The organism is Streptomyces sp. NPDC032472, assembly GCF_040636955.1.
GTDB lineage: Bacteria > Actinomycetota > Actinomycetes > Streptomycetales > Streptomycetaceae > Streptomyces.
Genome location: NZ_JBEZVK010000036.1, coordinates 1 through 26,174, shown reverse-complemented (window position 1 = coordinate 26,174; position 26,174 = coordinate 1). Strand labels below are relative to the sequence as shown.

The 26,174-nt window shown below is 72.9% G+C and carries 19 protein-coding genes and 4 pseudogenes; 14 read left to right on the top strand and 9 right to left on the bottom strand.

Annotated elements, in window-relative coordinates; translation table 11 throughout:
• Positions 1–3: 3 nt before the first annotated feature.
• The gene (locus tag AB0F11_RS23690) at positions 4–768 is read right to left on the bottom strand and encodes a 5-oxoprolinase subunit PxpA (RefSeq protein ID WP_362177232.1); all 765 of its coding nucleotides are present in this window, start codon (positions 766–768) and stop codon (positions 4–6) included.
• A 149-nt stretch (positions 769–917) separates the two neighbouring features.
• Here AB0F11_RS23690 and AB0F11_RS23685 point away from each other — a divergent pair, with 149 nt between their 5' ends.
• The 3 genes from AB0F11_RS23685 (at position 918) to AB0F11_RS23675 (ending at position 8,276) form a co-directional block, all read left to right on the top strand.
• On the top strand, positions 918–2,423 hold the full coding sequence (locus AB0F11_RS23685) for a hypothetical protein (RefSeq protein WP_362177119.1): 1,506 nt from the start codon (positions 918–920) through the stop codon (positions 2,421–2,423).
• Positions 2,424–2,568: 145 nt separating this feature from the next.
• The gene (locus tag AB0F11_RS23680) at positions 2,569–3,465 is read left to right on the top strand and encodes a hypothetical protein (protein ID WP_362177116.1); all 897 of its coding nucleotides are present in this window, start codon (positions 2,569–2,571) and stop codon (positions 3,463–3,465) included.
• A 107-nt stretch (positions 3,466–3,572) separates the two neighbouring features.
• Complete coding sequence (locus tag AB0F11_RS23675) at positions 3,573–8,276, top strand: hypothetical protein (protein WP_362177113.1); 4,704 nt, start codon at positions 3,573–3,575, stop codon at positions 8,274–8,276.
• A 98-nt stretch (positions 8,277–8,374) separates the two neighbouring features.
• On the opposite strand, the gene AB0F11_RS23670 is transcribed toward AB0F11_RS23675, so the two are convergent.
• The gene (locus AB0F11_RS23670) at positions 8,375–8,977 is read right to left on the bottom strand and encodes a hypothetical protein (RefSeq protein ID WP_362177110.1); all 603 of its coding nucleotides are present in this window, start codon (positions 8,975–8,977) and stop codon (positions 8,375–8,377) included.
• 418 nt (positions 8,978–9,395) lie between these two features.
• On the opposite strand from AB0F11_RS23670, the gene AB0F11_RS23665 reads away from it, so the two are divergent.
• Genes AB0F11_RS23665 through AB0F11_RS23650 form a run of 4 tightly spaced genes read left to right on the top strand, consistent with a single transcriptional unit; the run spans position 9,396 to position 13,779 of the window.
• The gene (locus AB0F11_RS23665) at positions 9,396–12,257 is read left to right on the top strand and encodes a nitrate- and nitrite sensing domain-containing protein (RefSeq protein ID WP_362177108.1); all 2,862 of its coding nucleotides are present in this window, start codon (positions 9,396–9,398) and stop codon (positions 12,255–12,257) included.
• Complete coding sequence (locus AB0F11_RS23660) at positions 12,254–12,688, top strand: roadblock/LC7 domain-containing protein (RefSeq protein ID WP_362177105.1); 435 nt, start codon at positions 12,254–12,256, stop codon at positions 12,686–12,688. The genes AB0F11_RS23665 and AB0F11_RS23660 overlap by 4 nt, the downstream gene beginning before the upstream one ends.
• A 10-nt stretch (positions 12,689–12,698) precedes the next feature.
• Complete coding sequence (locus AB0F11_RS23655; RefSeq protein ID WP_362177102.1) at positions 12,699–13,172, top strand: DUF742 domain-containing protein; 474 nt, start codon at positions 12,699–12,701, stop codon at positions 13,170–13,172.
• On the top strand, positions 13,153–13,779 hold the full coding sequence (locus tag AB0F11_RS23650) for an ATP/GTP-binding protein (protein ID WP_362177099.1): 627 nt from the start codon (positions 13,153–13,155) through the stop codon (positions 13,777–13,779). Before AB0F11_RS23655 ends, AB0F11_RS23650 begins: the two co-directional genes overlap by 20 nt.
• Before the next feature lie 259 nt (positions 13,780–14,038).
• On the opposite strand, the gene AB0F11_RS23645 is transcribed toward AB0F11_RS23650, so the two are convergent.
• The 3 genes from AB0F11_RS23645 to AB0F11_RS23635 form a co-directional block, all read right to left on the bottom strand.
• Positions 14,039–15,262, bottom strand: a complete 1,224-nt coding sequence (locus AB0F11_RS23645) for a lipid-transfer protein (protein ID WP_362177096.1) — start codon at positions 15,260–15,262, stop codon at positions 14,039–14,041.
• A complete protein-coding gene (locus tag AB0F11_RS23640; RefSeq protein ID WP_362177093.1) occupies positions 15,259–15,804 on the bottom strand; it encodes a zinc ribbon domain-containing protein in 546 nt (181 codons plus the stop codon). The genes AB0F11_RS23645 and AB0F11_RS23640 overlap by 4 nt, the downstream gene beginning before the upstream one ends.
• Positions 15,805–15,871: 67 nt before the next feature.
• Entirely contained in the window at positions 15,872–16,543 is a 672-nt protein-coding gene (locus AB0F11_RS23635; RefSeq protein ID WP_362177090.1) for a M15 family metallopeptidase, read from the bottom strand.
• Between the two features lie 29 nt (positions 16,544–16,572).
• Here AB0F11_RS23635 and AB0F11_RS23630 point away from each other — a divergent pair, with 29 nt between their 5' ends.
• A complete protein-coding gene (locus AB0F11_RS23630) occupies positions 16,573–17,082 on the top strand; it encodes an NUDIX domain-containing protein (RefSeq protein WP_362177087.1) in 510 nt (169 codons plus the stop codon).
• Between the two features lie 271 nt (positions 17,083–17,353).
• Here the strand turns inward: AB0F11_RS23630 and AB0F11_RS23625 are convergent.
• From AB0F11_RS23625 to AB0F11_RS23615, 3 pseudogenes are all read right to left on the bottom strand, one after another.
• A pseudogene (locus AB0F11_RS23625) lies at positions 17,354–17,906 on the bottom strand (transposase family protein).
• A 132-nt stretch (positions 17,907–18,038) separates the two neighbouring features.
• Positions 18,039–18,152, bottom strand: a pseudogene (locus AB0F11_RS23620) (IclR family transcriptional regulator); the annotation flags it as partial.
• A 123-nt stretch (positions 18,153–18,275) separates the two neighbouring features.
• Positions 18,276–18,533, bottom strand: a pseudogene (locus tag AB0F11_RS23615) (transposase); the annotation flags it as partial.
• A gap of 549 nt (positions 18,534–19,082) precedes the next feature.
• Between AB0F11_RS23615 and AB0F11_RS23610 the strand changes: the two are divergent.
• From AB0F11_RS23610 to AB0F11_RS23595, 4 genes are all read left to right on the top strand, one after another.
• Positions 19,083–19,835, top strand: coding sequence for an ATP-binding cassette domain-containing protein (locus tag AB0F11_RS23610; RefSeq protein WP_362177084.1), 753 nt, complete (start codon positions 19,083–19,085; stop codon positions 19,833–19,835).
• A gap of 3 nt (positions 19,836–19,838) precedes the next feature.
• Entirely contained in the window at positions 19,839–21,098 is a 1,260-nt protein-coding gene (locus tag AB0F11_RS23605) for a hypothetical protein (RefSeq protein WP_362177081.1), read from the top strand.
• Positions 21,095–21,685 carry a hypothetical protein gene (locus AB0F11_RS23600; protein ID WP_362177078.1) on the top strand — a complete coding sequence of 197 codons (591 nt, stop codon included), beginning with the start codon at positions 21,095–21,097 and terminating at the stop codon, positions 21,683–21,685. Before AB0F11_RS23605 ends, AB0F11_RS23600 begins: the two co-directional genes overlap by 4 nt.
• A gap of 819 nt (positions 21,686–22,504) precedes the next feature.
• Positions 22,505–22,993: an isochorismatase family protein gene (locus AB0F11_RS23595; protein ID WP_362177076.1), complete on the top strand. Its 489-nt coding sequence runs from the start codon at positions 22,505–22,507 to the stop codon at positions 22,991–22,993.
• A gap of 8 nt (positions 22,994–23,001) precedes the next feature.
• On the opposite strand, the gene AB0F11_RS23590 is transcribed toward AB0F11_RS23595, so the two are convergent.
• Positions 23,002–23,979 carry a DUF5937 family protein gene (locus AB0F11_RS23590; protein ID WP_362177073.1) on the bottom strand — a complete coding sequence of 326 codons (978 nt, stop codon included), beginning with the start codon at positions 23,977–23,979 and terminating at the stop codon, positions 23,002–23,004.
• A 62-nt stretch (positions 23,980–24,041) separates the two neighbouring features.
• On the opposite strand from AB0F11_RS23590, the gene AB0F11_RS23585 reads away from it, so the two are divergent.
• Positions 24,042–25,313, top strand: a complete 1,272-nt coding sequence (locus tag AB0F11_RS23585) for an MFS transporter (RefSeq protein WP_362177070.1) — start codon at positions 24,042–24,044, stop codon at positions 25,311–25,313.
• Positions 25,303–25,763 (top strand): annotated as a pseudogene (locus AB0F11_RS23580) (DUF6624 domain-containing protein); the annotation flags it as partial. The gene AB0F11_RS23585 and the pseudogene AB0F11_RS23580, both read left to right, overlap by 11 nt.
• Between the last annotated feature and the right edge of the window lie 411 nt (positions 25,764–26,174).

Sequence of the window (26,174 nt, the reverse complement as noted above, 5' to 3'; positions counted from 1 at the left end):
CCCTCACGCGAAGGCCTCCACGCGCACGCCCGCCTGCGCCAGCGCCTCGCGCACCCGCAGCGCGAGCCCCGCCGCACCCGGGGTGTCCCCGTGCAGGCACAGCGACCGGGCCGCCACCGCCACCCGCGAGCCGTCCGCGGCGGTCACGGTGCCCTCGGCCGCCATCGCCACCGCCCGCGCGACCACCGCGTCCGGGTCGTGCACCACCGCCCCCGGCTCGCCGCGCGGCACCAGCGTCCCGGCCGCGGTGTACGCCCGGTCCGCGAAGGCCTCCGGCACGGGGGTCAGCCCGGCCGCCTCGGCAGCGGCCAGCAGCAGCGACCCGGGCAGGCCCAGCACCGGCAGGTCACCGCCCCCGGCCGCGGCCGCCATGCGGATCCCGGCCACCACCGCGCCCGCCTGGTCGGCGTCGTACACGGTGCGGTTGTACAGCGCACCGTGCGGCTTCACGTACGACACCCGGGAGCCGGCCGCACGGGCGAAGACCTCCAGCGCCCCGATCTGGTACGCCACCTCGTCCGCGAGCTCGCCCGCCGGCACGTCCATCGCGCGCCGCCCGAAGCCCGCCAGATCGCGGTACGACACCTGCGCGCCGATCCGCACACCCCGCTGCGCAGCCAGCTCGCAGACCCGCCGCATGATGGAGGGGTCACCGGCGTGGAAGCCGCAGGCGACGTTGGCGCTCGTGACGACGGACAGCAGGGCCTCGTCATCGGTGAGCGTCCAGCGCCCGAAACCCTCACCCAGGTCGGCGTTGAGATCGATCAGAGGTGTGATCATGGAAGCCATGGCGTGAGCGTAGAACGTGGAACAACGCTGCGGCCACGGAGGCCCCGACCCGCCCCTACCCGCCCGGACCGATCCGGCCGAACCATGCCGTTTGGGATGTTGTCCGTGTCAGCGCCTAATCTTTGTCCGTGACTCTCCCTGCCCCGGCGAAGCCCATCCCCTCCCCGGCGCCGGGCCCGGCCGCCGACGAGGGCCTGGCCCGGCGGCTGCGCGCGCTCGCCTGCACCGCCCCGCTCCACGACCTCGACGTCCGCAAGGCCAACCTCGCCGGCGAGTACGGGATCTACGCGATGGCGGAGGTCGCGCTCGCCGCGATCGACCTGGTCACGCTGAACATGGACTTCGACACCGGCGCCGACCACGAGCAGATAGTGGCCCGACTGCTGCCGCGCGTCGCCGCCCAGGCCCCGCAGCGGCCCGCCGCCGAGCACGAGCGGGTGGCCCGCTGGGTGCTGGAGAACCTGATCAACGTCGGCAGCGTCGACCGCGGCTTCCGTGCGATCTACGGCACCTTCGGCCCCGACGGCGTCTACGTCCGCCGCGACTACGACTTCAAGCTGATCGAGGAGGTCCCCGGCTACGGCGGCGCGGTCTACCTCCGCACGACGGACGAGGCCGTCAACGTCCTGGTCGGCGCCCTCGACACCGACGTCACCAGCGCGCAGATCGCCGCCGAGGTCAAGCTGGAGGTCCTCGTCAGCCGGGGCCGCCTCGCGGACGCCCAGCTCGCCGCCGAGCAGGCCCGCTACCGCACCGTCCAGTACGCCGAGACCCTCCGCCGCACCCTCGACGCGACCCGGCGCAACGTGCGCGCCGTGGACTGGCTCCAGTCCGTGCCCGACATGATCGAAGAGGCCCTCGACCACGTCGCCGACCGCTACCGGCACGAGAACGCGATCCTCACCAACATCCGCAAGGCCCGCGACGAGGCGGAGGAGCCGGAGAACAAGCGGCGCGCCGCCGAGCTCGTCGACATCGTCAAGGACTGCATCCGCCGCCACACCCAGCTGCAGTCCCGGCTGCTCGACGCCGGACCGCTGTTCCGCGCCGAGCAGGACCGCCAGGCCTTCGCCGCGCCCGCGCCGCGCTCGGGCATCGACCTGTACGGGCAGCTGGTCGCCCCCGTCCTGCCGCTGCCCGTCGCCGACGCCACGCGGGTCACCGACGCCTTCTTCGCCCGCGGCACCGGCCTGCGCACGCCCGTCTCCGTTCGGGTCGCGGACCTCGTGGAGATACTGCTGACCCCGCCGGTGGAGCGCGAGCACCTCGGCGCCGAGATGCCCGAGCCCGACCTCATCGCCACTCCCGACGACAGCCGCTTCAGCGAGGAGCAGCTGGCCGCCGCGATGCAGCTGCTGGACCTGCCGCACGACGCCCCGCGCCGCCTGTCGGGGCTGCTCGCCGAGGCCCGGCGCAGCGACCCGGACCTGCCGTACCTGGTGGCCCTGCTGGCCGTCCACGCGGCCAGCCCGGCCGTCGGCACGGCCTACCGGCAGGGCGAGGAGCGGCTGCTGTTCGCCGTGGACGACGGTACGCAGCTGGACGACCCCGAGTTCGGCGGAGCCGACCTGATCGTGGGCACCGCCCTGCTGGACGCGGTTGCCATGACCGCGGACCGCACGGAGGCGGCATGACACCCCCGCCGCCCCTGCAGCGTCCCGCGCCGGCCCGGCACCGCCCCCGGTCGGTCCCCCGACCGGAACCTGCCGCCGCCCCGCACCACCCCGTCCCCGTGAGCTCGTCCGTCCCGGCAGCCGCACCGTACGAGAGGCAGTACCCGTGAGCGACCACCACGCCGAGCACCCCGCGTGGAGCGAGCCCGACGCGCCGTCGGCTCCGGCCCCGGCCGGCTCACACGTGACCCCCGCCGACGCCGCGGACGCGGCCCGGCTCGTCGCGTTCGGACTGCAGCCCAAGCTGCTGCCCGCCCGCGACGCCGAATACGCCGAACTGCTGCGCCGCTACCGCGAGGACCCCGCCTTCGGCCGTCTCGCCGACGCCGTGGCCACCGGCCTGGGCCTGGTCGTCCTGGAGGTCTCGCCGCGCGCCGGCATGGCCGTCGCCGCCGGCGAGGACTCCGTCTTCGCCGTCCGCATGGGCGACTACGCCCGCCGCACCACCGCCGACTCCGGCGACCGGTTCCTGCACGGCCTGGCCCACCTCGCCGTCGCCGCCCTCGCCTTCCCGCGGCCCGAGGACCTCGCCGACGACGGCTACATCGGCCGCGTCACCGTCAACGGCGTCGACGCCTTCGTCCGCCAGGCCTGCCGCCGTCTGGAGGAGCGGGCCGAGGAGCTCGGCGAGAACACCGACCCGGCCAGCGACGCCCCCGGCCTCGAAGCCGCCTGGCGCGTCTACGCCCGCCGCAGCGCGACCGGTGCCACCAAGGACGCCCGCCGCCTCGCCGGCTCCACCACCGGCATCGTCGGCAAGGCCACCGCCTTCCTCACCGACTCCGGCTTCCTCCAGCGCACCGGGGACGACGCCGGCGGCACCTACCGCACCACCCCCCGCTACCAGCTCCAGGTCCGCGACATGGCGGGCAGCGCGGCCATGGCCGAGCTCCTGGAGCTGGGCGTGGTCCCCGTCAGCGACGGCAGCGCCAGTCTCCTTCCGCCGCCCGAGGGCGACGACCTGGAGCTCGCGCCCGACGCCGGCCTGCCCTTCCACGCCTGAGCCCCACGGGCCCGTCCCCGGCGCGCCCGAGCCCCACGCGCCCGACCCCCCGGCGCCCGATCCCCACCTCCCGTACCACCCACCAGACACCACGAGAGCGCGCCGCCATGTACGAGCTGTCCCGGATCCGCCTCTACTCCATCGGGCCCGCCGGCGCACGCTACGCCGACACCGTGCTCGACCTGCGCGGAGTCGGAGAGCCGGTGCCCCACCCGGCGCCCGCGCAGGCGGAGTTCTTCGAGGACGAGCCCACCGGCCCGCCGCGCCGCCCCGCGCCCGCCGGCGTCCTCTTCCTGGAGAACGGCGGCGGAAAGTCCGTCCTGCTCAAGCTGATCTTCTCGGTGATGCTCCCCGGCCACCGCAACACCCTCGGCGGGGCCAGCTCGGGCGTCCTGCGCAAGTTCCTGCTCGCCGACGACTGCGGCCACGTCGCCCTGGAGTGGCAGCACACCCAGACCGGCGAGTGCGTCGTCGTCGGCAAGGTCAGCGAATGGCGCGGCCGCCAGGTCTCCAACGACCCGCGCAAGTTCGCCGAGGCCTGGTACTCCTTCCGCCCGGGCCCCGGCCTGAGCCTCGACAACCTCCCCGTGGCCGAGGCGACCGCCGTGCGCCCGCCCGTCGAGGGCGCCTCCGGCGCGCAGGGCCGCCGCCGCACCATGAAGGGCTTCCGCGACGCCCTCACCGAGGCCGGCAAGGCCTACCCGCACCTCGAGGTGTACTTCGAGGAGATCCACGACCGCTGGAACGAGCACCTGACCGAGCTCGGCCTCGACCCCGAGCTCTTCCGCTACCAGCGTGAGATGAACGCCGACGAGGGCGAGGCCGCCGGCCTCTTCGCGGTCAAGAAGGACTCCGACTTCACCGACCTGCTGCTGCGCGCCGTCACCGACACCCGCGACACCGACGGCCTCGCCGACCTCGTCCACGGCTTCGGCAACAAGCTCGGCCGTCGCGCCGAGCTCATGGCCGAACGCGACTTCACCGCCGGCTCGGTGGACCTCCTGAACCGGATCGTCGAGGCCGCCTCGACCCGCTCCCGGCTCCGCGACGTCCACGCCGGGGCCGAGCGCCGCACCCGCACCCTCGTCCGCCGGCTCTCCGCCCGCGCCGCCGAGGAGCGCGGCCGGGCCGCCGAGCTCGCCCAGCGCGTCACCGGCGCCGCCCACGCCGTCACCGCCGCCGAATCCGCCCGCGAGCGCAGCGCCGCCGTCTCCGCCGAACTCGCCTACCGGCACGCCTCGCTGGCCCTGACCGTCGCCGACAAGGCCGCCGCCGCCCAGCGCCGCGAACTCCTCGAAGCCCGCACCCTGCACGCCGCCTGGCAGGCCGCCGAGATCGTGCTGCGCCACCGGGCCGCCGCCGACCGCTCCGCCCGGGTCGCCGCCGCCATCCTGGAGGCCGAGCGGGACGCCGCGCCGGCCCTCGCCGCCCGCGCCACGGCCGCCGCCGCCCTCGTACGCGCCCTGCACACCGCCGCCGAGAACGGCGAGAACCTGGCCAACGAGGAGGAGGAACGCTCCGCCGCCCTCCAGGCCGCCGGCGAGGCCGCCCACCGCGACGCCACCGCCGCCGCCACCGCCGCCCAGCGCGCCCGCAGCGAGGCCGAGCACCTGCGCGCCCGGCTCGCCGAGGTCGAGCAGGAGACCGCCGAGGCCGTCCGCGCCGGCTGGCTCGACGACTCCGCGCCCGACGCGGACCCCGCGCGCGCCGCCCTCGCCGCCAGCGACGCCGAGACCGCCGCCGTGGCCGCCTGGGACGAGGCCCGCGAGGCCGCCCGCGCCGCCACCGACACCGCCCGGGAGGCCGCCGCCGCGGAATCCCGGGCCGAACTCACCGCCGCCCGCGCCGCGGACGCGGCCGACGCCGCCGAAGCCGCCCACGCCGCGGAGCAGCAGGCCGCCGCCTCGCTGGCCGCATCCCCCCGCCTGGCCGCCCTCCTGGGCCTCCCGTCGGCCCCGGACCCGGCCGCTTCCCCGGCCGCCGACCCGGCCCGCGTCCCGCACCCGCGCGCCGAGGGCGACACGGCCCCCGGCGCCCCCGCCGGCCCCGCCCCCGAGGCCCCTGCCGGCGCACTGACCGCCGAGGACCTCGACCGCGGCGCCGACGAGCTGCGCACGCTGCTCACCGACGCGGTCGCCTCCGCCGAACGCCAGCTCTTCGACCTGCGCACCGCCGCCGCCGACGACGCCCGCATCCTCGGCGCCCTGGGCGACGGCGGGCTCCTGCCGCCCGGCCCCGACGTCCTCGCCACCGTCGAGTACCTCGGCGAGCACGGCATCCCGGCCCTGCCCGGCTGGCGCTACCTCGCCCAGTCCGTCGACCCCGCCGACCACGCCGCCGTCCTCGCGGCCCGCCCCGAACTCGTCGACGGCGTCGTCATCACCGACCCCGACACCCACTCCCGCGCCCGCGAGGTCCTCAGCGGCGCCGCCCTGCTGCCCCGCTCCACCGTCGCCGTCGGCACCGCCGCCGCCCTCCTCGCCCCCGTGCCCCCCGCCGACGGCCCGGCCGACCCTGGCGCCTCCGGCATCTTCATCGTCCCGCCGAACCCGGCCATGCACGACGAGCACGCCGCCGACGAGGAGCGCCAGGCGCTGCGCACCCGCGCCACCGCCCGCGACACCGAAATCCGCGAGCTGGCCGCCCGCCTCGCCGGGGACCGCGAACTCGCCGCCCGCCTCGCCTCCTGGCGCACCGGCTGCCCGCCCGGCCGCCTCGCCGAACTGGCCCGGCACGCCGAGGTCGCCCGCGCCTTCGCCGAGGAGTCCGACGCCGAGCTCGCCGAGGCCCGCACCGCCCGCGCCGAGGCGGACGAAGCCGCCGCCGACGCCACCCGCGTCCGCGACGAACGCCAGGACGCCGCCCAGCGCGCCCGCCGCGCCGCCGACGCCCTCGCCGGCCTCGCCTTCCGCCTGCGCGAGCGTGCCGGCTGGCAGGCCAGGGTCCGCGAACTCGCCGACGAGGCCGCCGAGTCCGAGGCCCGCGCCGAGATCTGCCTGGACCGCGCCCGCGCCGCCGACGAGGACCGCCGCGCCGCCCAGCGCGCCGCCGACGACGCCCGCCGCACCGCCCGCGCCCTGCGCGCCGAGCGCGCCGAGATCGCCGGCGCCCCCGAGGCCCTCCCCGAGGACGAGGCCGCCGCAGCCGGCCACCGCCCGCTGCCCGACCTCCGCGAGGCCTACCGGGCTGCCTCCCAGCTCTACGAGAAGGTCGGCGTCGGCGCCGACCTGCGCGCCGACCAGGCCCGCGCCGAAGGCGAGGAGAGCGCCGCCCTCGCCGAGCTCGACCGCCTCACCAACAAGGTCCGCACCCGTGCCGCCCAGCTCCTGGAAGGCACCGACGGCGCCGACGGCCCCTCCCGCCAGGCCGCCGCCGCCCGCGCCGAGGCCCTCGTACAGATGCTGGAAACCCGCGCTTCCGCCGCCAGCGAGCAGCTCGGCCGGCTGCGCGGCGAGGCCGAACGCCACGCCCCCGCCGAGGGCGAGGCCCACACCGACCTGCCCGAGGAGCTCGTCCCCGAGGACGTCGACCACGCGCAGGGCCTCCTGCGCACCGCCACCGCCCAGCTCGCCGCCCACACCGCGGCCGTCGAGACCGCCCGGGCCGCCCACGCCGACCTGCTGCGCGCCCACCGCACCGCCGAGGACGGCGCCGGCGGCTTCGACGAGACCGCCGCCCTGCTGCGGGACCTCCTGCGCGACCACGCCCCGCAGGACGAGGAGCAGGAGCCGGCCCCCTACCCGGGCACCCTGGAGGAGGCCCGGCAGTCCGCCGCCGAGACCCGCCGCTCCCTGCGCGGCTGCGCCGCCGACCTCTCCGGTGCCGAGGCCGCCGTCCGCGAGGCGAGCGACATCCTGGTCCGCCACGCCAACGCCACCCGCTACGAGCAGGTACGCACCCCCGCGCGCCAGCAGATCCGCGAACTGCCCGCCTCCGCGCTGCCCGAGCACGCCGCGGCCTGGGCGGCGGCCTTCGCGCCCCGCCTGCGCGTCCTCACCGACGAGCTCGCCCAGCTGGAACGCAACCGCGACAGCATCGTCGACCGGCTGCGCGGACTGGTCGAATCCGCCCTGGCCACCCTGCGCTCCGCCCAGCGCCTCTCCCGCCTGCCGGAGGGCCTCGGCGAATGGTCGGGCCAGGAGTTCCTGCGCATCCGCTTCGAGGAGCCCGACCAGGCCACCCTCACCGAACGCCTCGGCGAGGTCATCGACGACGCCACCCGCACCGCCGTGAAGAAGAACGGCGGCTCCTCCTTCGGCGAGGGCCGGCGCGACGGCATGTCCCTGCTGCTGCGCGGCGTCCAGGCGGCCCTGGAGCCCAAGGGCGTCTCGGTGGAGATCCTCAAGCCCGACGCCGTGCTGCGCGCCGAGCGCGTCCCCGTCGGCCAGATGGGCGACGTGTTCTCCGGCGGGCAGCTGCTGACCGCCGCGATCGCCCTCTACTGCACGATGGCGGCCCTGCGCAGCAACGACCGCGGCCGCGACAAGCACCGCCACGCGGGCACGCTCTTCCTCGACAACCCCATCGGGCGCGCCAACGCCACGTACCTGCTGGAGCTCCAGCGGGCCGTCTCGGACGCCCTCGGCGTCCAGCTCCTGTACACCACGGGCCTGTTCGACACCACGGCACTGGCCGAGTTCCCGCTGGTGATCCGGCTGCGCAACGACGCCGACCTGCGGGCGGGCCTGAAGTACATCAGCGTCGAGGAGCACCTGCGCCCCGGCCTGCCCCAGCAGACCGCAGAGGGCGAGACGATCCACGGCGAGATCACGGCCACCCGCATGTTCCGCCGCTCCACCACGACCGCCTGATCCGCCCCGAGCCGGCCCGTACCCGCGCGGCCCGTACCCGCGCGGCCCGTACCCGCGCGGCCCGCTTCCGGGCCGCGCGGGCGGGCCGCGCGGGCGGGTCAGCCGCGGCCCGAGCTCGCCCGGTAGCGCCCCTCCGCGCCCGCCGGGGCCGCAGGCCACACGGACGGCCGGCCGCCGGCGCCGCTCGCACCGCCCCGCGGTATTCGGCCCGCCCGGCCGTCCGCCGCCGTCCGGGCCTCCCGGCGGGCCCGGCGGGTCTCGCGGCGCAGGCTGCGCGCGGTGCTGCTCGGCTCCGAGACCACCCCGTTGCGCTGGTTCCACATCTGCCGGGTGATCAGCACGTCCAGCACGGCCCAGGTGGCCACCACGGTTCCCGCTATGGCGCCGAGCCCCATCGGGAAGGCGAGCCAGGAGCCGGTGAGCATCAGGAAGAAGGTGATCGTCGCCTCCGTGAGCGTGACGGCGACGATCAGCACCGCCCGCACCGCCGACTCCCGCACCGGGTCCGGCAGTCGGCGCCGCCGGGCCGGCTCCTCCTGCCACAGCGACCGCCGTACACCCCCGGCCCCCGCACCCGGCTGAACGCCCCCAAGCGGGCCCGCACCCGCGCCCGTGCCCGCCTCCGCTTCCACTTCCGCTTCCACTTCCGCTTCCGCTTCCGCTTCCGCGCCGGCGTCCCCGTACATCCCCGTCACACCCACGGCTCGCTCCCTCCCCTCCGCACTGCCGGACATGTCTACCCGTCTACCCGGCCGCACCCGGCCGAACGACTCCGCCCGACGAATCCCCTCGAACAGGTAGACGTGCGACGGCGCCGAGAGATTCCCACGAGATTCCCGCAATGCGGACTCCTCCCGCCCCCCGCCCATCGCGGAACGAAGAATTCCAGCCATCCGTCCCATTGCGGGGACCGAGGCCCCACGCAGTGTCATCTGCCACATAACGGGCCGCACTTGACCGGATGTATCGGACAACTCGTGATCTTCGCCAGTGCCTCAGGCCGAAAACGTCCGGACACGCCTTCGAAGCCGCTCCGTGGCAGTAGTAGGCTCACGCCGTTTAAATGACGGAACACCAACCCCGGGCAAAGGGGTTGAGCTGGGGGAGGCTGGGGAGGCCATGCGCTTTCGCGGGAAGTCCATCCGCCGGAAGATCGTGGCGCTGCTGCTCGTGCCGCTCGTCTCCCTCACCGCCCTGTGGGGCTTCGCCACCGTCATCACCGGCCGCGAAGCCGTCCAACTCCTCGACGTCGCCTACGTCATCGACAAGGTCGGCTACCCCATCGAGGACGTCGTCCGCGTCATCCAGAAGGAACGCCGCCAGACCCTCGTCGTGCTCGGCGACCCCCGCGCCTCCACCGCCACCACCGAACTCACCAAGCGCCGCACCGCCACCGACGAGCTCGTGGACAAGATCAGCAAGAGTGCCAAGGACCCCGAGGTCGTCGAGGAGCTCAGCCCCGCCGCCGCCCAGCGCCTGAACTCCATCCTCGACGCCTTCCACGGCATCGGCGCCCTGCGCCGCTCCGTCGACCAGAACACCCTGGACCCCAACCAGGCGCTCGAGCTCTACAGCCGGCTCGTCGACCCCTGCTACGAGTTCCTCCTGAACCTCCACGCCCTCGAGAACGTGGAGATGGACAAGCAGGGCCGCGCCCTCGTCGGCATCACCCGCGCCCGCGAAACCCTCTCCCGCGAGGACGCCGTCATCGCCGCGGCCCTCGCCGCCCGCAACGTGAGCGCCACCGACATCCGGCACGTCTCCGACTTCGCCGCCAACCGCACCCTGCTCTACGAGTTCAACCTCGCCATCCTTCCCGGCGCCGACCGCGACCTCTTCGAGCAGTACTGGAACGGCCCCGACACCAAGCCCCTGCGCGACGCGGAGGAACGCTTCCTCACCGCCGGCCCCGGCAAGAACCCCCGCACCCTCACCGCCGCCCAGTGGGACGAGGCCGCGAACAAGGTCCTCGACGAGCTCGCCACCATGGGCACCGCCGCCGGCGACCGCTACCAGAAGCGCGTCGAACCCGTCGCCATGGACGTCCTCCTCCAGGCCGCCGTCGCCGGCATCCTCGGCTTCATCGCGCTCGCCGTCTCCCTCGTGATGTCCGTCCGCATCGGCCGCGACCTCGTCCGGGACCTCTCACGCCTGCGCAAGGAGGCCCACGAGGTCTCCGGCGTCCGCCTGCCCGCCGTCATGCGACGCCTCGCCGCCGGCGAACACGTCGACGTCGAGACCGAAGCCCCCCGCCTGGAGTACGAGAAGGACGAGGTCGGCCAGGTCGGCCAGGCCCTCAACACCCTCCAGCGCGCCGCCGTCGAAGCCGCCGTCAAGCAGGCCGAACTCCGCAAGGGCGTCTCCGAGGTCTTCGTCAACCTCGCCCGCCGCAACCAGGTCCTGCTGCACCGCCAGCTCACCCTGCTCGACACCATGGAGCGCCGCACCGAGGACGCCGAGGAGCTCGCCGACCTCTTCCGCCTCGACCACATGACCACCCGCATGCGCCGCCACGCCGAAGGCCTGGTGATCCTCTCCGGCGCAGCCCCCTCCCGGCAGTGGCGCAGGCCCGTCCAGCTGATGGACGTCGTCCGCGCCGCCGTCGCCGAGGTCGAGGACTACGAGCGCATCGAGGTGCGCCGACTGCCCCGCCTCGGCATCACCGGCCCCGCCGTCGCCGACGTCACCCACCTCGTCGCCGAACTCCTCGAGAACGCCACCGTCTTCTCGCCCCCGCACACCGCCGTCCAGGTCCACGGCGAGCGCGTCGCCAACGGATTCACCCTCGAAATCCACGACCGCGGACTCGGCATGAACCCCGAGGCCCTCCTCGACGCGAACCTCCGCCTCGCCGAGACGCCCGAGTTCGAGCTCTCCGACACCGACCGCCTCGGACTCTTCGTCGTCAGCCGCCTCGCCCAGCGCCACGGCATCAAGGTCGTCCTCCAGCCCAGCCCGTACGGAGGCACCACCGCCGTGGTGTTCCTGCCGGCCGCCCTGCTCACCGAGGCCCCCGAAACCCACGGCGCCGGCGCCCGCGCCGCCGACGGCGGCAAGCACGGCAGAAACGTCACCGCCGGCCGGCGCCCCGCCCACACCGCCTCCGCCGCCGTGCACCGCAGCCCCGCCGGCAAGTCCCTGCCCGCCGGCGGCGGCCTGCGCGGCCCGGTCGAACTCGAGGCACCGCTCGGCCCCCTCGGCTCCCTGGGCCTCGACGGCCTGGACGAACCCACCACCCTGGACGAGCTCGGCACCGGCATCGCAGGCCTCACCGGCGTCGGCGGCCGCCCCGCCATGGCCACGCTCGACGACGAGACCCCGCCCCACGGCACCCCGCGCAGCGCCTTGCTGGGGCTGCGCCCCGCCGACCTGTCGCACCCCGAGCGCAAGGGCACCCGGGACCGCGACCGGGAGCCGCTGGCCCCGACCGGCCCCATCCGCCTGGAGAGCCACCGCGCCGACGCGGCGGTCCGCGGCTCCCGCCCCGAGGCCGCCCGCGGCTCCGGGCCCGTCCCGCTGCCGCGCCGCCGGCCCACCCCGACGCTGGTCGCCGAGCACGGCCGCCGGGTGGAGCCCCGCCCCGTCTCGGTGGTCCCGCAGCCGGCGCCCGAGCCCGCGGCGGACCCCCGGCCGGTCGCCACCGGCCCCGGGGGGCTGCCCAAGCGCGTCCGCCAGGCCAGCCTGGCGCCCCAGCTGAAGGCCACCCCGGCCAAGGCGCAGGCCGAAGCCGCCCCGGACCCGGTGACCGAGCGCGACGCCGAGGACGTACGGCTGCGCATGTCCGCGCTCCAGCGGGGCTGGACGGCGGGCCGCAAGCAGCAGGACCGGCAGGACCGGCAGGAGCAGCAGCAGGCAGACCAGGCTCAGCAGCCCGACCAGGCGCAGAAGCCACAGCACGCACAGCAGTCCGAGCCCGCGGCGGGCACCAGCGCCGCCCCGGGTCCCGCGAGCGGGAACGAGAACGAGGGGGACGGTCGATGACCGCACCGCAGACCGGCAACGACACCCGGAGCCGCGGCTCCGGCCAGCTCAACTGGCTCCTCGACGAGCTCGTCGACCGGGTCGGCAGCATCCGCAAGGCGGTGGTCCTCTCCGGCGACGGCCTGCCCACCGGCAGCTCCAAGGACCTCACCCGCGAGGACAGCGAGCACCTGGCCGCCGTGGCCTCCGGCTTCCACAGCCTGGCCAAGGGCGTCGGCCGCCACTTCGACTCCGGCAGCGTCCGCCAGACCGTGGTCGAGCTCGACGAGGCCTTTCTCTTCGTGATGGCCGCCGGCGACGGCAGCTGCCTGGCCGTGCTGTCCGACGCCGATTCCGACGTCGGCCAGGTCGCGTACGAGATGACCTTGATGGTCAAGCGGGTGGGCGACCACCTGTCGACCGCGCCGCGCTCCGGGCCAGCCGGAGGGTGAGTCGTACCGCATGAGCGAATCAGGCCAGGAGCTCCAGGACACCCAGGACAGCCAAGACGGCCAGGACGGCCAGGACGGCCAGGCGGGCCAGCACGAGCCGCAGCCCGCGCACCCGCACTGGTTCGACGACGAGGCGGGTCCCGTCGTACGCCCGTACGCCATGACCCGCGGCCGGACCAGCCACGCCGGCCGGCACCGGCTCGACCTGATCGCACTCGTCGTCGCCGAGCCGGCGGCCGACGACCCGGTCTGGGACATGACCCTGTCCCCGGAACACGCCCACATCCTCGACCTGTGCCGCCGGCGGGCGCAGTCGGTCGCCGAGCTGGCGGCCGAACTCGACCTCGCGGTCGGGGTCGTACGGGTCCTGATCGGGGACCTGGCGGATGAGGAACTGGTCCATGTGACCCGGCCGGTGCCGCCGGCCGAACTGCCCGATGAATCCATTCTGCGTGAGGTGATCGATGGCCTTCGGGCGCTCTAGCCGCACCGGTGCCATGCACGCCGTGTCGCCGGTCGAGCCGCTTACCCTGAAGATCCTCGTCGCGGGAGGCTTCGGGGTGGGCAAGACCACCCTGGTCGGCGCAGTGAGCGAGATCAGACCGCTGCGGACCGAGGAATCGCTCTCCGAGCCCGGCATCGGCATCGACGACACCGGGGGAGTCGAGGGCAAGAGCACCACCACCGTGGCCATGGACTTCGGGCGCATCACCCTGCGCGAGGACCTGGTGCTGTACCTCTTCGGCACCCCGGGGCAGGACCGCTTCTGGTTCCTCTGGGACGAGCTGGCGCAGGGCGCCCTCGGCGCCGTGGTCCTCGCCGACACCCGCCGGCTGGCCGACTGCTTCGCCGCCGTCGACTACTTCGAGCGCCGCGAGATCCCCTTCGTGGTCGCCGTGAACTGCTTCGACGGGGCCGAACGCCACCCCGTGGTGACCGTACGGGAGGCACTCGACCTCGACGCCGAGGTGCCGGTGCTGCTGTGCGACGCGCGCGACCGGGAATCGGTCAAGGACGTCCTGGTGGGGGTCGTCGAGCACGCGATGTCCCTGGCCCGCGCCCGCCGGCAGACCCTGACGGCGGGGACGTGAACCGGGCGTGACGGGAGGCGGCCCGTACCCCCGCCGACTGGGGTACGGGCCGCGGCTCTCATGGGGGGATCCAGGGCCTCGGTCGCGGCGTCGGGCGCGGCGCGAGACTGTGGAGCGAGTGTGAACCTGCGGCCGGGGGCCGTCAAGCGTTCGCACAACAGCACTTGTTCAGGGCCGGCTGCCCGTCGGCTTCGGTTGCGGAAGCGTCACCGTTGGCGCCTGTTGCCGCAGTTGCCGCAGTTGCCGCAGCTGGCGCTGCTCACCGCACGGCGACCACCGCCGAGCCGTGTCCGAACAGCCCCTGGTTCGCGGTGATCCCGGCCCGCGCCCCCGGTACCTGCCGCGCTCCGGCCGTACCCCGCAACTGCCAGGCCAGCTCGCACACCTGCGCGATCGCCTGGGCCGGTACCGCCTCCCCGAAGGAGGCCAGCCCGCCGCTGGTGTTCACCGGGATCCGCCCGCCGAGCGCGGTCGCCCCGTCCCGTACGAGCTTGGCCCCCTCGCCGGCGCCGCACAGGCCGATGTCCTCGTACCACTCCAGCTCCAGCGCGGTCGACAGGTCGTACACCTCGGCCAGCGAGAGGTCCTCCGGGCCGAGGCCGGCCTCCTCGTACGCGGCCCGGGCGATGGAGGCCCGGAAGGAGGCTGCCTGGAGCGGGCCTGGCGGCCGGGCCGGTCCGGGCTCCGCCGTGACGCCCGTCAGCGAGTCGGTGGCGATGTCCGGGAGGTCGAGCACCGTACGCGGATACGTCGGCGTCACCGTCGACACCGCCCGGATCCGCACCGGGTCCGCCACCCCGCGCGAGCGCGCGAAATCCATGCTGCTCAGCACCAGCGCAGCCCCTCCGTCCGAGGTGGCGCAGATGTCGAGCAGACGCAGCGGATCCGCCACCACCGCCGACGCCGCGACGTCCTCCGCGGTCACCGCCGACCGGTAGCGGGCCAGCGGGTTCAGCGCGCCGGCCGCCGCGTTCTTCACCTTGACCAGCGCGAAGTCCTCCGGTGTGTCCCCGTGCACGGCCATCCGCCGACGCGCGTACAGCGCGAAGTACGCCGGGTTCGTCGCCCCCAGCACCCGGAACCGCAGCCAGTCCGGATCGTCCGGCCGGTCCCCGCCCGCCGGGGCGAAGAACCCCTTGGGCGCGGCGTCCGCACCGACCACCAGCACGACGTCGGCCAGCCCCGCCAGGATCTGCGCGCGGGCCGCCCCGATCGCCTGGGCTCCGGAGGCGCAGGCCGCGTACACGCTGGTCACCCGCGCGCCCTGCCAGCCGAGGGCCTGGGCGAAGGTCGCGCCGGCTACGTAGCCCGGGTACCCCGAGCGCACGGTGTCCGCGCCGACCACGGACTGTACGTCGGTCCAGTCCAGCCCGGCGTCGGCGAGCGCGGCCTTGGCGGCCGCCCGCCCGTACGCGACGAAACTGCGGCCCCACTTGCCCCAGGGGTGCATGCCGGCTCCCAGGACGGCGATGTCGGTGCTCATGACCGGCCTCCGGTGGGGGTGGGGGATTCTGCAACATCCGCATCCGCAGGTCCTACCGGGCGGAAGTGCCATGTGGTCCATGTGGTGTCGGCCGTCTCGTTGAGTACCCCGCCCACCACCTCGACCTCCATCCCGACGGCGAGATCGGCCACGGTGATCCCGGGCGCCGCCTGCCCGAGCACCACCATCCCCTCCGCCGGGAGCTCCACCGCGACCAGGGTGTACGGCTCCCACGGTGCGTCCGGATCCGACACGTACGGCGCGGGCGGCCGGTACCGCCCGTCGGTGTACGACCACACCCGGCCGCGGGGGGACAGTGGAACCTCCTCCAGGAGGCCGTCGCCGGGGCAGTGGGGGTTGCGGCAGTACGCGTCCTCGCGGGGGAAGAACACCGCGGCGCAGGCGGAGCAACGGGTGCCGAGGAGGCGGAAGCCGCCCTCGGCGCTGCCTGCGGCTGCGGTCGCGCCTGCGCCTGCGGCTGTGCCTTCGGTTTCGGTTTCGGTGAACCACCCGCTCACGACGGGTGTACGTGTGCGTTCCAAGGCCCCTCCCGAGTGCTTCTGACGATCCGTCAGAAGTTTGCCTTGCGGGAGGGGCCGTGGGTAGGGCTCAGGGGCGGGTGGATCCCACAGCCACCGGGAAGTCGAAGTACGTGTCGGGGAACGCCTCCGGCTTGTACGTGAAGTGCCACCACTCCTCGGGCAGGTTCACGAACCCCTCCGCCCCCAGCACCCGCACCAGCAACTGCCGATTCGCCCGCGCCGCACCCGTGATCCGCGGATCGTCCGTGTGCGAGAGCGGATCGAACCGGTCGAAGGCCGTCCCCATGTCGACGGAACGCCGAAACGGCGGCCGCACCAGCGTCACGTCCACCGTGCTGCCGCGGCTGTGACCGGACTTCTCCGCGATGTACCCCTCCGGAATCAGCCGTGCCTTGTCGACGTCCGGATAGAACTCCGCCTTCGTCCGCTGGTCGTTCTCGTCCGCAGCCCACCGCACGAACCGGTCCACGGCACGCTGCGGCCGGTAGCAGTCGTACACCAGCAGCGAATACCCGCGCCGCAGCAGCACCCGCTGCGCCCGCCGCAACGCCTCGGCCGCGGGCCGGGCCAGCAGGCAGACGGGCTCCTCGTACCCGTCCACGACCCCGCCCGTGAAGTTGTGCTCGCCTGCGTACCGGATGTCCTGCCCGATGCTCGGATCCACATCTGCCAGAGCCGTGAACCCGGGCGCCGCCGACCCGCCCAGCAGCAGCGCCGCACACCCTGCAACCACCGTCATCCGCATGCCCCTCGGCATACCATCGCGGCATGCCGGCACACGTGAGGGACTCGCACTGCTCCACCTGCGGAGCACTGTTCGACACCACCGACTGGCCCCGTACGTGCGGCTCCTGCGGCGCGGTCACCTACCGCAACCCGCTCCCGGTCGCCGTCACCCTGCTCCCCGTCGAGGACGGGGCCGGCACCGGACTCGTGGTGATCACCCGCACCATCGAACCGGCCCTGGGGGGAATCGCCCTGCCGGGCGGCTTCATGGACTTCGGTGAGGACTGGCGGGAGGCGGTCGTACGGGAGCTGCGCGAGGAGACGGGCATCCACGCCCCGGCGGCCGAGGTCACCCTGGCCGACGCGATGAGCTCCCCCGCGGGCCACCTGCTCCTCTTCGGCCTCCTGCCGACGCGCCCGCTGGCCGCCCTTCCCCCGTCGGCCGCCACGGACGAAACCACGGGCTGGCACGTCCTGCACGGCCCGGCAGAACTCGCCTTCCCCCTGCACACGAGGGCTGTGGCGGGGTGGTTCGCGGGGTTGTACGGGTGAGCGGCGGGGGCGGTTTGCTGGGCGGTGCCTCGTAGGGGCGGGGTCACGGTGGGGCGGGGTCGGAGGGTGTCCGGGGGCTTCCCGGCCGCCCATTGTCCTTTCGGTTCGCGCCGGCTCGTCAAGGGCGCTCCCTACGGTCCCGTCGCTACGCGATGGCCTTCGGCCACCCTTGACGAGCCGACACGAACCGAAATGCCAAAGAGCTGCCGGGAAGCCCCCGAAGGATGGCCAGGGGGTCAAGTCCAGCCTCCACTCCCGTCAGAGAACGTTTTCAGCGTTGCCGCTCCAGGGTGAGGACGGCTTTGGTGATGACGGTCATGCGGTGGGGGCTGATGCGGGATCTGCGGAAGATCTGCCAGGACTTCAGTCGTGCCATGCCGCGTTCGACCGGTGCCCTCGCCGCGGCCAGGGCCCGCTTGACGGTGCGGCCCGGCAGCGCGGGCGAGATCCACGGCACCTCACCGGCGGGATCGGTGACGACCTGGACGTTCACGCCGTGCCGGCGGTGCTTGGCCGAGTAGTCGGCCCGGCTGTCGCCGACGCGATCGCACTCGGCGAGGGTCCCGTCCAGCAGGACGAACTCCGGATCATGCTCGCGTAGAGCCTTGAGCAGGCCAGGAGCCCGTTCGGCCAGCAGGCCGGTCACGGCGGTGACATACGCGTGGGCGGTGCCGACCGATATCCCGAAGCCGGCTTCCGCGATCGAGCGCCCGCTGGTGCGGCGGGAGGCTGCACCCGCGGTCACCCTCACGGGTGACGATGAGCATCGTGACCCACTCGACCAGGGCATGCGGGAGGTCGAGTGCGGCAGGATAGGGAACCAACTGGGATCTTGCGCCGAAGGGTTGAGACTTCGAACACCTCCCCAACAGCACGGGAGCCTTGTACGTTGCGGTCCACACCTCGGTCTCGCCGGCCTCACCCGATCAGTGGCCTGGTTGAAAACGTTCACTGATGGGCCGGTAGCGGGCGAGGTGGTCCAGGCGGCCTGTGAAGTCGAGCTGGCCGAGGAGGCTTTTGCCGTTGGCGCTGGCGTGCGCGGAGTCCCGGAACGCGACCCATTCGTGGACGGCGAACGCCTCGGCGCTGGCTGCGCCATCGAGTCCAGGGCCTCGTCGGTAATGGTGGACACCGTCTGCTTGGACGTCTCCATCCCGTAGACCTCGGCGAGGTGGGCCGACGACCTCCCCGGAGGTGAGGCCCTTCGCGGTCAGCGGCAGGACCATCTCCTCCAGGCCGCCGGTCCTGCGTGTCTTCGGCAGCAGCGCAGGCCGGAAGGTGCCCAGACCGTCCCGGGGCACCTGCACCGTCATGGTCCTGACCTCCGGCGTCACCTTCTTCGGCCGGCAGCCGTTGCGGGCCTTTCCCCCTGACCGGGAGCCACGGTCTCCCGTGCGGCCGGCCGCCCCGGACAGATGCAGGTCCATCCCAGCCTCCAGCGCGGCCTGCATCAGGTGTCCCTTCAGAGCGGGTGTCCACCTGATTCATGGCACTTCCGGCGATGAGTCTCGGCCAAAGCTGCGGCGGGTTGGGTGGGCTGGATGGAGTGGTGGTTTATGGATGTGGCTTGTCCCGTGCGGGGCGTAGGTGTGGGTGTGTATTTGAGCCATGGTCGAACACCTTTGCAGAATGAGATGTTCCGGGGTTAGCGTTCGATTCGCCTCGGGGGGAGGCCTCGCACAACGTCTCCTCCCTCCGTCATGCCCTCACGCAGGGCCAACGAGCAGGGGAAGGGGGAAACCGATGCGGACGGAGGTGACGGGTTCAACTACGCCAAGCTGGAGCTGTGGAAGGCCATCTCTTCCGCTCCAAGGGGACCCGGACGAACTACTGCGGGTGGGTTGACTACGGCGATCCGAACGACGCGGGTAACTACTACTTCGCGCTGACGGACGTGTCCAGCGGCACGTTCATCTCTGACGAATACGTGTCCACCGGGACCCTCTCCTGTCCACTGTCCCAGAACCAAAGCCATCCCACTGGCGGTGGGATGGCGGATTGTGCGTTCCTCCATGCCTCTTGTTTTTGATCGCGTTTCGTTTCGGTACGGCCGGAAGACATCCGTTTTTGATGATCTCAGTCTCCGGATTGATGCGCGGGCAACGGTCCTCCTCGGCCCGAACGGAGCTGGCAAGTCCACACTGATGGCCATCGCCGCCTCCCACCTGCGCCCCTCCTCCGGGTCGGTCACCTTCGGCGGAGGCACCGCAAAGGGCCGCCACTTGGTCGCCTACCGCAAACGCGTGGCCTGGATCCCCCAGCAGATCACCCCCATGCCCGGGCTGACCGTACGCGAACAGGTCGCCTACGCCGGATGGCTCAAGGGCATGCCGAAAGATTTGGCGTGGAAAGCGTCCGAGGACGCGCTGCGCCGTGTCGACCTCACCCGCCTCGCGGAGCGCAAAAGCCACCAGGTGTCCGGCGGGCAGCTCCGCCGCATGGGAATCGCGGGGGCACTGACCCACCGCAGTGAACTGATCTTGATGGACGAGCCAACCGCCGGCCTCGACCCCACGCAGCGCCTGGTGTTCCGTGAGCTCGTTGACGACCTCGCCGACAGCGTGCAGGTGATCGTCTCCACGCACCAAACCGAAGATCTCGCCGACCTGTATACGCACGTGGCCGTCCTCGCCCACGGCAAGATCTGCTTCCAGGGCAGCCCAGCCGACTTCCACGCCCTGGCCCCGGCCGCCACACGCGGACGCGAGCAGGCCGAAGCCGCCTACATGATGCTCGTCGGACGGGAGATCTGACCGATGCGTATCGCCACTCTCCTGCGGTCCTCCTCCGCCGGACTCATGCTCGTCTTCCTCGCCGGCTACGTCCTGCTGCTCCTGTCGGAGCCGATCACCACGGGCACCGTCCCCGGTTACGGGCCGTCCGTCCTGGGCAACGCCTCCTACGCGATCCCCTTCGCCGCGGCCGCGTGCGCGGCGAGCGGAGCGTGGGAAAGCGCACGCCTGCGCCGGGGCAACGTCTTCGGGCAGACTCCTTCTCGCAGCCGGCTCGCCATCGCGCTGCCGCTGCTGGTCCCAGTCTGGGGGATGGGCGTCGCCGGCATGCTCATCGCGGTCGGTGTCGCGGTCTCCGGTGTGGGGACCCTTCCTTCCTTCTCACACCTGGGCATGTTCGTGGTGTACGCGCTGCTGATGGCGGCCGTCACGCTGGCCGGATACCTCCTGGGTGGCCGTCTTCCGCACCTTGCTGCCGCACCGGTGGCGATGGTCGCCGGGTTCTGCCTGACCGCGTTCCCCGGATCCTGGGACACCCCGTGGCCCCGCCACCTGGTCGCCGGCGCCTACGACAGCTGCTGCTCGGTCGGATCGGTCATCGACCCTGTGGCCATATGGGCGCCGATCCTGTTCACCAGCGGGATCATCACCGCATGCCTCCTCGCGATTGCCCAGGCCAGCCGGTGGAAGCCTCTGGCCGCCCTGATCGCCGCGTCCGTGGCCTCGGTGTCCCTGGTCGTGCATATGGGCTATGCCCCGGTCACCGACCGGAACCCCGACGCTCTTGTCTGCGACACCGCCGGCGTCCCGGAGGTGTGCCTGTGGCCCGAGACCCCGGGACGTACCCGGATCACGGCGACCACCCGCACCTACAGCGGCCGCCTGAAGGACGCCGGGCTTCCCGTGCTCGCCTCCCTCACCCAAAACCGCGACCTCGAGCCCGGACAAGCTCGCTTCGGAGGCAAAGGCCAGCTCCGCGAGCAGGACGTCGCCGCCAACCTCACCAACACCCTCCTGCCCCCCGTTCCCGAATGCGCCCGAAACAGCCACAAGTACCCGGCGTTCCCCGCCCGGGGACCGCTCACGGCATGGCTGACCGCCATTGCCACCCAAGCTCCCCCGGCGCCGGTCCAGGGCAGCGTCTCCCACGACGACGCGAAAATCGCCCAGAGGGTCCTCACACTGCCCTCCGACCGTCAGCACGCCTGGTACGAAACGAACCGGGCCGCACTCACCGGCTGCGACCAGAAGCCGGCCCTGAGCCCTGAAGGAGCAGGCCAGTGAACTGGTGGGCCGCATCCCGCAACGTCCCCACCCTCGCCGCAATCACCGCTGGGACGGCCGGCGCAGGCCTGGCATTCGGACAGAGCCGCCTTCCCGTACCGGCGATGGTCGGCGGGGCCGGACACTTCCTTCTCGCCGCGCTGATCACCGTCATCCCCGCCGTGACATGGCTCGCCTTCACCGGCCGCGCCCGGGACGCCACTGAAACAGTCGCCGTGCGGGCCGTCCACCGCTTCGATACCTCCCTCGCCGCCGCCTGCGCAATCCTCGCCCTGAGCATGGCCGTCCTCGGACACTTCGCGGGCGCCGACGCCGTGGCCTTGGCCATCGGCCGGAATACCGCCTTCTACCTGGGCCTAGCGCTCATCCTCAACCCCCTTACCGGCGCCCGGATCGCAGCCCCAATCCTTACCGCTGTACCCCTGGTCCTCGCCGTCGGAGGATGGAAGAGCGGCGGCCGCGGAGCGCAGCCGTGGGCTGTCGCCCTGCACGCCGCAACCAGCACGCCCGCCTTCTTGGCGGGCGTCGCGGTCCTGGTTGCCGGGGCAACGTTCAGCAGTCTCAAGCCGCCGCACGGCGCCCTTTAAGAGACCGACCTACTGACCACACAACCAACAAGATGGGCCGCCCCACTCAACCTGGGGCGGCCCGTCCGCACTCTACGGACCTCGCAGGCGGTTGGCGATCGGGCTATTCCCACGGCCACCGCACCCCTGCCGCGGCCCTGCAGGCCCCGCAGCCCCGCGGCTTCAGCGGCTACCCCCTCACCCTCGATGAGCAGCGCGTCATCTACCGCCGCTGCACCGGCGCTGGCGTTCTGCCGCACGAGGCGTTCATCGGTCTGGCGGCCCTCCTCCATGCGGTTCGTTGTCGTGCGTGTAGGCGTGTGAGGAGGCGGCCCGGATACGGAAGGCCGGCCGCTCGGAGGCGGCCAGCCGGGCGGCAGTTCCGCAGCGTCCCCGGAGCCGATGGGCCCAACCCGCACCAGACGTCGACGAAATGGCTGGTGGGAGCGGGGAGACGCCCCAGATCGCTACGCGCTCCTCTTTTCTCGGCGGCCCACGACCGTCCGGGGCTGGTAGCGCGACGGATCGCTACGTGGTCCCTCACGTCTCGGCGTCCGGCGGCCGTCTGGGGCTGAGACGTGGAGAGACCTAGGATCGGCGGCATGGGGGACGTGTTCGAGTCCGGTGAAGAACTCGCCGGGGCCGGTATCGGATCGACGGGCTGCTCGGTAGCGGCGGGATGGTCCAGGTGTACCGGGCGTACGACCGCAGTCTGTCGCGGCGTCGGGACGGTGCTGAGGGGCACGCCCATTTTGGAAGCCCGCAGTTGGCTGGAGGGTCCAGGACTGATCCAAGTCCGGACAGGTCGAAGGCCACACCTACACGGAGGACAGCTAAGCCATGACGCGTGCCCTGGTACTGATCGATCTGATGCCCCGTATCGTCGCGTTGCCGCTTGCCCCGTACTCGGGGGAGGAGGTGCTGGAGCGCAGTCGCGGATTGGCGAAGGCGTTCCGCGCCGCAGGTGAGCTGGTGGTCGTGGTCCGGGTGGAGCGCCCGGACGTCGAAGAGCAGCCTCCGGGCAGCGGCTTCTCCCCGGGCCTGGTCGAGGACGGCGACGTCCAGGTGGTCAAGCGCGCCATCGGCGCCTTCCACGGGACCGGGCTCGACGACCGGCTGCGCGAGCGCGGTGTGGGCACGGTGGTCGTGGCCGGCCTGGTGACCACCATGGGCGTCGAGTCGACGGCCCGGGCCGCGAGTGACCACGGCTACGCGGTCGAGTTTGTCTCCGACGCAATGTCAGGTTTCGCCGCGGATGAGCACCAGTTCGCGGTGGACCGGGTCTTCCCCCGCTTCGGCAAGGTGCGGTCGACCGCGGACTATCGCTGAACGCCTGCTCACCCGTACAGGGCTTCGCCCTTGGCGGTTCTGGCGTAGAGCACGATGCGCCCTGTGCGGTGAGCCGCGACGAGACCGGCTCGGGCGAGTTTGTGCAGCTGCGTCGACACGCCACCAGGGGCAAGCCCCGTGCGGTTGGCGAGCTCCTGGGTACTGGCCGGGGTCTTCAGGAGACCGAGGAGCAAGGCGCGCGTGGCGCCGAGCGCGGGGGCCAGGTCGGCGGTGTCGGAGGGTGACTCCCACAGGGCGCCGACTCCGCGCACGGGGTAGCGGATGACGGGCACCCACGGCTCCGACGTCTTGACGTAGAGCCGTGGCCACGCGAACGCCGACGGCACCAGCACCAGACCGCGTCCGTCCAGCGAGCGCCGGGAGGGGCTCGCCGTCCGGTTGGAGATCACGAGGGTTCCGGCGTCCTGGTCGAAGGCCAGGTCGGGGTGGATGTCGGCGAACATCGCGGCTGGTCCGCGCTCGGTCAGGGAGCGCGCGCGGTAGTGGATGTCGGACTCCAGCAGGGAGCGGATCCGCGGCCAGGCCGGGGCCAGGGCCCGGTGCCAGTAGCCGCGCAGCTCGGCGACGACCGCTTCCATTTCACGCCGGGGCGCACGCAGCATCGGCGCCAGGCCGTCGGGCAGCCGGTCACCGAACACAGCCGCCAAGTCACGGCGGATGACGGTGGCAGGGGTGCGTCGTACCTCGTCGAGCTCGTCGTCGAGGTCGGTCAGCGGCGAGAGCGGGGTCGGCGCCAGGAATCCGGGAAGGTGGTGCCGAGGTCCGGCGGTGAGGTCACGCGCCGCAGCCGAGCCAGGGCGGGTCAGGAGTGGATCACGGCGGTGTTCCGACAGCCACGGCATGTGGATCACATGACCGGCCGGCTGGGTCAGCGACCGGAGGGACGCCAGCAGCTCCCAGGACGGCGAGATGGCCCAGCGGAGCTGGCCGAGGTCAGCGGTGCCCAGGGAGAGGGTGAGCGTCACGAGGATTCACTCTAGCGGGAATCGATTGAGGGGCGTGGCCCGGTTCCCGCACGCTGCCTGCCATGACTGAGAGCACGATTGAGACTGAGATCGCGACGCGGCCAGCAGGCGCTCGCAGGGACCGCATCCGGTATCTCACCGCCTCCGGCGTGGCGTTGTGGGGCGCCCAGATCGGCCAGGTCGCCGTGCCGTTGACGGCCGTCACCGTGCTGCATGCGGGTGCGGCCGGGACGTCGCTGCTGAAGACCGCGTTGACGTTGCCCTTCGTGGTACTCGGGCTGCCCGTCGGGGCATGGCTGGACCGGGTGCGACGCCGCCCGGTCATGATCGGTGCGGATCTGGTACGGGCAGGTGCACTGATCACCGTCCCTGTCGCCGCGTGGTTCGGGCACTTGACGATGGCTCACCTGGTGGCCGTGGTCCTGGTTCAGGGGGTGGCGACCGTCTTCTTCGACCTGGCCACCCAGAGCTTCGTGAAGGATCTGGTACCCGGCCCCCTGCTCCCGCGCACCAATGCGCGTCTTGCGACCATCGGCCAGGCGGCGCTGATCGCGGGACCACCGTTGGCGGGATGGCTGGCAGGCCTGCTGACGGCGCCCGCGGTACTGCTGGCCATGGCCGGAGGATACCTGTGGTCCGCGGTGTGGCTGTCCGCACTCACCGCTCGCGAGGGTACGAGGGATGACGCGCCTCGGCAGCGCCTTCTTCGCGAGATCGGCGAGGGCGTCGCGTTCGTCGCCCGTCAGCCCGTGCTGCGCACGGTGGTGCTCGCCGGATCCGTCGTCAACATCGGCATCGCGGGCATCATGACCTTGCTCCCGGTGCTGGCCCTGACAGAGCTCGGATGGAGCCAAGGGCACCTCGGGATGTTCCTCGGCGCCGGCGGTGTCGGCGGCCTCCTCGGCGCCGTGTCAGCCGTCAGGCTGGCCGACAGGCTCGGTGCGGGCCGAGCGGTCCTGCTCGTCGGTGTCGCGGTCGCGCCGCTGGCCGTCGCGCTGCCTCTGCTCGACCGACCCGTGCCCACCCCCCTTGCCGCCGCCGGGTGGGCGCTGGTCATGCTCAAGGTCGGCTTCGACTCCGTCGTGATGCTGACGTTCCGCCAGCAGGTCACGCCCGCGGCCCTCATGGCCAGGGTCAACGGCACGATGCGCGTCCTCTTCACCGGCGCCGTGGCACTCGGCGCCGCGTCAGCCGGCGCCCTGGCCGAGATGGTCGGCCTCCGCTGGGCCCTGGGCGTCTCGGCCGCCTGCCTGGCCTGTGTCTGGATCCCGATCGCGCTGTCGCCGGTTCGACGCCTGACTGCCCTGGGCGACGGACCAGTCGATCTCTTGTAGATCCATTACCGCCGCTCGTGGCGCCGCCCGTCACCGCTTCCACGCGAACAGCGATGACCCCGCCGAGCAACGGGCCTGGCGCCGACTGACGGCACGCCACGGAGACCGGCTCAGCGAAATCATGGCCTCGCACGGTGGCCCACGCCAGAACTGGTCGGCGAGGACGCTGCCCGCGCCGCCTGGCTGATCGCCCAGCACGCCGACCAACAGCTCGACGTCCAGCGGCGTGAACTCCGACTGATGGAGCAGTCGGCCAGCCCCCGCGAGGCGGCCTTCCTGCGCGACCGCACATTCGTCAACGAGGGCCGCAAGCAGATCTACGGCACCCAGATCGCGGGCATGAAGGACGGGGCACCGATTCCGTGGCCCTGCGAAGAGCCGGAGCGCATGGACGAACCCCGCGCCGAGGTAGGCGTCCCACCCTTCAACGAGTACGTTGCCAAGTTCTCCCCCCCAGACACCCGAAGGACGCCGATAAACCCGCAGTTACGTATAGCCGTAGGGCGCCTACCAGCCCCAGACGGCCGCCGGACGCTGAGACGTGAGCGACCACGTAGCGATTTGCCGCGCCTACCAGCCCTGGACGGCGGCCGGACGCCGAGAAATGAGGAGCGCGTAGCGATTTGGGGCGCTCCCCGCTCCTGGCAGCCATCTCGCTGATGTCTGGTGCAGGTTGGAGCCCTTCGGCTGCGGAGAGGGCCATTTTGAGCCCTGGAAGGAAGGATTCTGCACCTGGGGCGGGAGAGCCGCGTCTCTGACGGGGGATGAGGCTGGACTTGACCCCCTGGCCATCCTTCGGGGGCTTCCCGGCAGCTCTTTGGCATTTCGGTTCGTGTCGGCTTGTCAAGGGTCGCCGAAGGC